Origin of the sequence: Micromonospora sp. NPDC049799, assembly GCF_040656655.1 — a bacterium.
Taxonomy (GTDB): Bacteria; Actinomycetota; Actinomycetes; order Mycobacteriales; family Micromonosporaceae; genus Micromonospora.
Window position 1 is genome coordinate 1 of sequence record NZ_JBFAMU010000269.1, and the last position, 6,688, is coordinate 6,688.

Genomic DNA, 6,688 nt, shown 5'->3' on the forward strand with positions numbered 1-6,688 from the left:
CCCACATCTATATATACACCTAAATGCTTTAACTCTTACCGTAGCCGACGCTCTTCGGATCTGCGGCGGCCTGGGCGCGACCGGTGTCGTCCAGCTCCACGGGCTGCCGGCCGGCGAGCCCGCCGTCCGCGTTCGCGGTCGTCCGGCCGTGTCGCAGGAGCAGAAGGGTCGCCACTCCCCCACCCTAGATCCTCTCCGCTCCGACCGGATCAGGTGGCGCTGATGGTCCCGGTCATCAGGAGGGCGAGGACCAGGGTGCCCAGGGCCACCCGGTACAGCACGAAGACGTACAGGGTGTGGTGGGCGACGTAGCGCAGCAGCCAGGCGATGGCCGCGTACCCGATGGCGAAGGCGATGATCGTGGCGACCACCATCTGGGCGACGCTCGGCACCGACGTGCCCTCGGCGGCGGGCGCGAAGACGTCCTCGAGGCTGAAGATCCCGGACATCACCACCGCCGGGATGGCCAGCAGGAACGAGTACCGCGCCGCCGCCTCCCGGGTCAGGTTGAGCAGCAGGCCGGCGGTGAGCGTGCCGCCGGAGCGGGACACCCCCGGGATCAGCGCCATCGCCTGGGCGAAGCCCATGACCACGCCGTCCTTCATTCGGAAGTTCTCCAGCGTGCGCGTCTGCCGGCCCCAGTACTCGGCGAACGCGAGCACGAACGCGAAGACGATCAGGGTGGTGGCCACCAGCCACAGGTTCCGGCCGGCGGTGCGGATCTGGTCCTTGAACAGCAGGCCGAAGACCCCGATCGGGATCGAGCCGATGATCACGTACCAGGCCATCCGGTAGTCGAGGCTGGACCGCACCGAGCGGTCCCAGATCCCGACGACCCAGGTCCGGGTGATCCGCCAGATGTCCTTGGCGAAGTAGATCAGCACCGCCGCCTCGGTGCCCAGCTGCGTGACAGCGGTGAACGACGCACCGGCGTCCCGGTCGAAGAAGATCGCCGAGGTGATGCGCAGGTGTCCCGACGAGCTGACCGGCAGGAACTCGGTGAGCCCCTGCACGATCCCCAGGACGATGGCCTCGACCCAGGTCACTCGCCGACTCCGGAGAGGTCCAGCGCCTCGGCGACGGTACGCAGGGTCTGCACGCCACTGTCCCGGTCCGCCGCGAACAGCGTCACCGACAGCGTGGTGACACCCGCGGCCGCGTACTCCCGCATCCGCTCGGCGATGCGCTCCTTCGGCCCGAGCAGCGAGGTGCGGTCGATGAACTCCATCGGGATCGCGGCGGCGGCGTCGCGCTGCCGCTTGGCGAGGTACAGGTCCTGCACCTCGCGGGCGGCGTCGCCGTAGCCCATCCGCGTGGCGAGCTGGTTGTAGAAGTTCTGCTGGCGGCTGCCCATGCCACCGACGTAGAGGGCGGCGTAGAAGCGGACCAGCTCGGCGCAGGAGGCGACGTCGTCACCGACGACGACGGGAACCGACGGGACCACGTCGAAGCCGGCCAGCTCCTTGCCGGCCTTCGCCCGGCCGGCCCGCACCGCGGCGAGCTGCTCGTCGGCGAACTCCGGCGCGTAGAAGACAGCCAGCCAGCCGTCGGCGACCTCGCCGGCCAGTTCCAGGTTCTTCGGGCCGACGGCGGCCAGGTAGATTGGGATCTCCTCGCGCGGCGGGTGGAAGCCCAGCCGCAGCGCCTTGCCGGGACCGTCGGGCAGCGGCAGCGTGTAGAACTCGCCGTCGTAGGCGACCTCCTTGCGCGCCACGGCCATCTTCACGATGTCCACGAACTCCCGGGTCCGCGCCAGGGGCTTGCCGAACCGTACGCCGTGCCAGCCCTCGGAGACCTGCGGGCCGGACACGCCGAGGCCCAGCCGGAACCGGCCGCCGGAGAGCGCGTCGATGGTCGCCGCGGTCATCGCGGTCATCGCCGGGGTCCGGGCGGGGATCTGCATCACCGCGCTGCCCAGGTCGATCCGGGAGGTCTGACCGGCCATCCAGGCGAGCATGCTGGGCGAGTCGGAGCCGTAGGCCTCCGCCGCCCACACCACCGAGTAGCCGAGGCGGTCCGCCTCCTGGGCCAGCGCCAGGTGATCGGCCGGCGTGCTCCACGCTGTCTGGTATCCGAGGCTGAGCCCGAGTCGCACTAGTCCTCCCCCATCCGCACCACAGGTCGCACCAGGTTACGCAATACCGTCGGCGGAGCCGATCACCGGCTCCGCCGATTCGGACCCGGCTCGTCCGCCGGGCGACCCGGGCGCGCGGATCGGCGCGTCGGGGAGCAGACTCGACGGGAGCGAGGATATCGGCGCGCGCCCGTTCGAAATAAGGTTCACCCATGCAACAGCGACCGCTCGGCCGAAGCGGGCTGGCGGTTTCGCGGCTCGCGCTCGGCACCATGACCTGGGGCCGGGACACCGATGCTGACGATGCGGCCGCCCAGCTCAAAAGTTACCTCGACGCGGGCGGCAACCTGATCGACACCGCCGACGTCTACGGAGACGGCGACGCCGAGTCGGTGATCGGGTCGCTGCTCGGCTCCCTGGTGCCCCGGGACGACCTGTTGATCGCCACCAAGGCGGGCCTGCGGCCGGGCAACGGCCGGCGCCGGGACAACTCCCGGGGGCACCTGCTGCGCACGCTGGACGCCTCGCTGCGCCGGCTCGGCACCGACCACGTCGACCTGTTCCAGGTGCACGGGTACGACCCGGACACCCCGCTGGAGGAGACCCTGGCGGCCCTGGACCACGCGGTGAGCAGCGGGCGGGTCCGCTACGTCGGTGTGTCGAACTTCTCCGGCTGGCAGACCGCCCGGGCCGCCGCCTGGCAGGCCGCCTGGCCGGGGCGGGCGCCGGTGGTGGCCTCGCAGGTGGAGTACTCGCTGCTGGAACGGGGCGTGGAGCGCGAGGTGCTGCCCGCCTGCGAGGCGCTGGGCCTGGGCGTGCTGCCCTGGTCGCCGCTGGGCCGCGGGGTGCTCACCGGCAAGTACCGCCACGGCCGGCCCGCCGACTCACGGGCCGCCTCCCCGCACTTCGAGCGGTTCGTCGCCACGTACCTGGAGCCGCGCTGCTCCAGCATCGTGGAGGCGGTCGCCACCGCCGCGGGTGGCCTCGGGGTCTCGCCGCTGGAGGTGGCGCTGGCCTGGATCCGGGACCGGCCGGGAGTGGTGGCGCCGATCCTGGGCGCCCGCACGGTCGGTCAGCTGCTCGGCGCGCTCCAGGTGGAGCGGATCACCCTGCCGGAGGAGATCGTCACCGCCCTCGACGACGTGTCCGCCGTGCCGATCGGCTACCCCGAACGCGACGGGTGACCACCGGCCCGCGCGGGAGCGGCGCGGGTCACCCGGCAGGGGGTGGCGAAGGGCCGCCGGGCTGGGCAGCATAGGGCCCATGGACTACGAGTACGCGCCGCTGCGGTTGCCACCGAACGTCGATCGGGTGACCGCCGCGGTGCAGCTGGCGATCCAGGCGGAGTTCTCCGGATGGGAGTTGGCCCGGGTGCGGCTGTTCCGGGACGGTACGCGGCAGGTGATGCTGCGCCGTCGGCGGGTCAACCAGCCGCAGCCGGGCCTGTCCTACTGAGAACACGCCGACGTACTGAGGACACGCCGACGTCCCGGGGCCGGACCGTGCGGTCCGGCCCCGGGACGTCCGTGCCTCTCCCGGGCGGCGCCCGACGGGCTCGCCGGTGTCAGTGGGCGTGGTCGTGCTCGTCGTCGTCGAGGAACGAGTGCTCGTCGAGGCGGCCCACCAGCCGGTCGTCCAGCGCCGGCTGGAACGGGCCGACCGGGTCGTCGTCGTCGAAGGACTCCAGGTCGACCGGCGTGCCGACCTCGCTGACCATCACCACGCCGTCCAGCGGCTCCAGCTCCGGGACCTCCAGCGCACCCAGCGAGCCGTCACCGCTCTGCAGCAGCTCCAGCACCGCCTCGCCGACGCCCTCGACCGGGGCCGTCTCGTCCTCCTCCGGGCTGCCGGCACGCCGGGCGGCCTCGGCCACCTGGATCAGCGCCGAGACACTCGGCACCCGGTAGTCGCGCCGCTGGCGCACCGAGATGACGCGCGGGTGCGGGTCGGTGGGCTCCACGCCCTCGCCGCCACCGAAGCGCCGGTCGGCCTCGTCCGGGTCGATCGCTTCGACGTCCCACGGGGTGACCTCCCCGAAGCCGTCCATCAGTTGCTCGTCGTAGGCGTAGGAGGCGTTGTTCAATGCGACGTACGCCTGCCAGACGTCGTCGTCGTCGATGCGACCCTGCGCGGCCCGGACGGCGGCCAGGTGGTGACGGGCCGCTTCGATGACGCGCTCGAGGGCGGCGTCCAGCTCACCGTGCTGGTCGGTCATGTGGATGAGTCCCTTCGGGTGGGCGTGCCGTGCCGGGATGGAGGCTCCGGACGGGGGCTAGCAGCTGCGGAGGAACCGGTCGAGAACCCGCACGCCGAACTGTAGTCCGTCGACCGGAACGCGCTCGTCGATGCCGTGGAACAACGCGGAGAAGTTCAGATCCGCCGGCAGCCGCAGCGGCGCGAACCCGAAGCAGCGGATGCCGAGCTGCGAGAACGCCTTCGCGTCGGTGCCGCCGGAGAGCATGTACGGCACCGGGCGGGCGCCCGGGTCCTCGGCGCGCAGCGCGGCCGACATCGCCTCGACCAGGTCGCCGTCGAAGGTGGTCTCCAGTGCGGGCTGGCGCTGGATGTACTCGATGGCGATGTCCGGGCCGACCAACTCGCGCAGCTGCCGCTCCAGCAGCTCGGACTGGCCGGGCAGGCTGCGGCAGTCGATGGTGGCGGTGGCCCGGCCGGGGATGACGTTGTCCTTGTACCCGGCCGCGAGCCGGGTCGGGTTGGCGGTGTTGCGGATGGTCGCGCCGATGAGGTTGGCGATCGGTCCGAGCTTGGCGATGGCGGTCTCCGGGTCCTCCGGGTCCAGCTCGATGCCGAGCAGGTCGGAGACCTCCTCCAGGAACGCCCGGACGGTGTCGGTGACCACCACCGGGAAGCGGTGCCGGCCGATCCGGGCCACCGCCTCGGCGAGCGCCGTGACGGCGTTGTCGTCGTGCACCATCGAGCCGTGCCCGGGGCGCCCCCGGGCGTGCAGCCGCAGCCAGTCGATGCCCTTCTGGGCGGTCTCGATCAGGTAGAGCCGCTGGCTGTCGTTGACGGAGTACGAGAAGCCGCCGACCTCGCCGATCGCCTCTGTGCAGCCGTCGAAGAGGTCCCGGTGGTGCTGCGTCAGCCAGTGCGCGCCGTAGTCGCTGCCCGCCTCCTCGTCGGCGGTGTAGGCGAGCACGATGTCGCGGGGCGGGCGTACGCCGGTGCGCTGCCAGTGCCGCACCACCGCGAGCACCATCGCGTCGAAGTCCTTCATGTCGATCGCGCCGCGGCCCCACAGGTAGCCGTCGCGCAGCTCGCCGGAGAACGGGTGCACCGACCACTCGTCGGCGTCGGCGGGCACCACGTCGAGGTGGCCGTGCACGAGCAGCGCGCCCCGGCCGGGGTCGGTGCCGGGGATCCGGGCGACGAGGTTGGCCCGGCCCGGCGCGGACTCGTGGACCACCGGCTCCACGCCCACCTCGGCGAGCTTCTCCGCCACGTACTCCGCGGCCCGGCGTTCACCGACACTGGTGTCGTTGTCCCCGGTGTTGGTCGTGTCGATCCGGAGCAGGTCGCGGCAGAGGTCGACGACTTCGTCGGTGGGTGCGGGGTGGGCGGAAGCGGTGTCGCTCGTCATCGGTTCTTCATACCAGCCGACGCGGTCGGCGCGCCCACCGCCGGTTTCGCCGATCGCCGCCCCGGGTACCGGCGGTCGCGACCGACTCCCCCACCGCACCGCCCGCCACACCGAGGAGGGCACCATGAGCGTTCCCCTGCCGCCGCTGCCGCCCACCACCGCCGACGACCGGTTCCGGCCGGCCGGGCGCAGCGTCGCCGACATCGTCGACGCCGAGCACCGGCAGTTGCGGGAACTCGTGGGACGGCTCACCGACCCGGACCCGGAGCGGGCGCCGGAGAACGGCCCGACCGTGCTGACGGCGGCGCTGTCCCGCCACCTGTCCGCCGAGGAGCAGTACCTGCTGCCCGCGGTACGCGCGGCGCTGCCGGACGCCGCCGGTCGGGTCGACGCGGTGCTCAAGGCGGACGCCGCCCTGCTGGTCGCACTCCGGGACCTGCCCGCGGAGGGGTTCGCCGACGTGGCGGCCCGCGTCCACCGGCACGTCGACGAGGTCGGTGCGCTGGTGGCGGGGCTGCGGGAGGTGGCCAGCACGGAGGAGCTGATCCGGCTGGGCAACCGGCTGGAGATCGCCGAGGAGGCCGCACCCACCCGGCCGCACCCGGGCACTCCGGCGACCCCGCCGTGGAACCGGATCGTGGAGCCGGCGGTGGGTGTGGTCGACAAGCTGCGCGACGCGGTGACCGGCCGCCCCACGTACCTGAAGGATCTGACGGAGCCCCCGGCCGGTGGGGCATGACCGGACACACTCATATCGGGAATCGTTGATCCGTCGAACCCCTTCCGCCGGCCGTGTGGTGGGCCCTACCGTCACTCTATGAATCTGGAGCTGCGACACCTGCGGGTCGTCTGCGCGATCGCCGAGACGGGGAGCGTGACCAAGGCGGCCTCGACGCTGGGCCTCGCCCAGCCGGCGCTGACCGCCCAGCTCCAGCGCATCGAGCGCACCCTCGGCGGCCCGCTGTTCGTACGCGACCGGCGCGTCGCCCGGCCCACGGCCCTCGGCGAGCTGG

Annotated in this window: 8 protein-coding genes and 1 pseudogene; 4 read left to right on the plus strand and 5 right to left on the minus strand. The window is 72.5% G+C overall.

Going from position 1 to position 6,688, the window contains the following annotated elements:
- Positions 1–61 precede the first annotated feature (61 nt).
- The 3 genes and pseudogenes from AB0I76_RS19325 to AB0I76_RS19335 form a co-directional block, all read right to left on the minus strand.
- A pseudogene (locus tag AB0I76_RS19325) lies at positions 62–175 on the minus strand (phosphoglycerate mutase family protein); the annotation flags it as partial.
- A 34-nt stretch (positions 176–209) separates the two neighbouring features.
- A complete protein-coding gene (locus AB0I76_RS19330) occupies positions 210–1,046 on the minus strand; it encodes an undecaprenyl-diphosphate phosphatase (protein ID WP_357037052.1) in 837 nt (278 codons plus the stop codon).
- Complete coding sequence (locus tag AB0I76_RS19335; protein WP_357037055.1) at positions 1,043–2,095, minus strand: LLM class F420-dependent oxidoreductase; 1,053 nt, start codon at positions 2,093–2,095, stop codon at positions 1,043–1,045. The genes AB0I76_RS19330 and AB0I76_RS19335 overlap by 4 nt, the downstream gene beginning before the upstream one ends.
- A 191-nt stretch (positions 2,096–2,286) precedes the next feature.
- On the opposite strand from AB0I76_RS19335, the gene AB0I76_RS19340 reads away from it, so the two are divergent.
- Together AB0I76_RS19340 and AB0I76_RS19345 are read left to right on the plus strand one after the other, a co-directional pair.
- Positions 2,287–3,258, plus strand: a complete 972-nt coding sequence (locus tag AB0I76_RS19340) for an aldo/keto reductase (protein ID WP_357037058.1) — start codon at positions 2,287–2,289, stop codon at positions 3,256–3,258.
- Positions 3,259–3,337: 79 nt separating this feature from the next.
- Entirely contained in the window at positions 3,338–3,529 is a 192-nt protein-coding gene (locus AB0I76_RS19345; protein ID WP_357037061.1) for a DUF5703 family protein, read from the plus strand.
- A gap of 109 nt (positions 3,530–3,638) precedes the next feature.
- Here AB0I76_RS19345 and AB0I76_RS19350 read toward each other — a convergent pair whose 3' ends face one another.
- Together AB0I76_RS19350 and AB0I76_RS19355 are read right to left on the minus strand one after the other, a co-directional pair.
- Positions 3,639–4,289: a hypothetical protein gene (locus AB0I76_RS19350; RefSeq protein WP_357037064.1), complete on the minus strand. Its 651-nt coding sequence runs from the start codon at positions 4,287–4,289 to the stop codon at positions 3,639–3,641.
- A gap of 57 nt (positions 4,290–4,346) precedes the next feature.
- On the minus strand, positions 4,347–5,675 hold the full coding sequence (locus tag AB0I76_RS19355; protein WP_357037067.1) for a M20/M25/M40 family metallo-hydrolase: 1,329 nt from the start codon (positions 5,673–5,675) through the stop codon (positions 4,347–4,349).
- A gap of 124 nt (positions 5,676–5,799) precedes the next feature.
- Between AB0I76_RS19355 and AB0I76_RS19360 the strand changes: the two genes are divergently transcribed.
- Together AB0I76_RS19360 and AB0I76_RS19365 are read left to right on the plus strand one after the other, a co-directional pair.
- On the plus strand, positions 5,800–6,414 hold the full coding sequence (locus AB0I76_RS19360) for a hemerythrin domain-containing protein (protein WP_357037070.1): 615 nt from the start codon (positions 5,800–5,802) through the stop codon (positions 6,412–6,414).
- Between the two features lie 78 nt (positions 6,415–6,492).
- A partial coding sequence (locus tag AB0I76_RS19365) for a LysR family transcriptional regulator (RefSeq protein ID WP_357037073.1) occupies positions 6,493–6,688 on the plus strand: 196 nt, incomplete at its 3' end.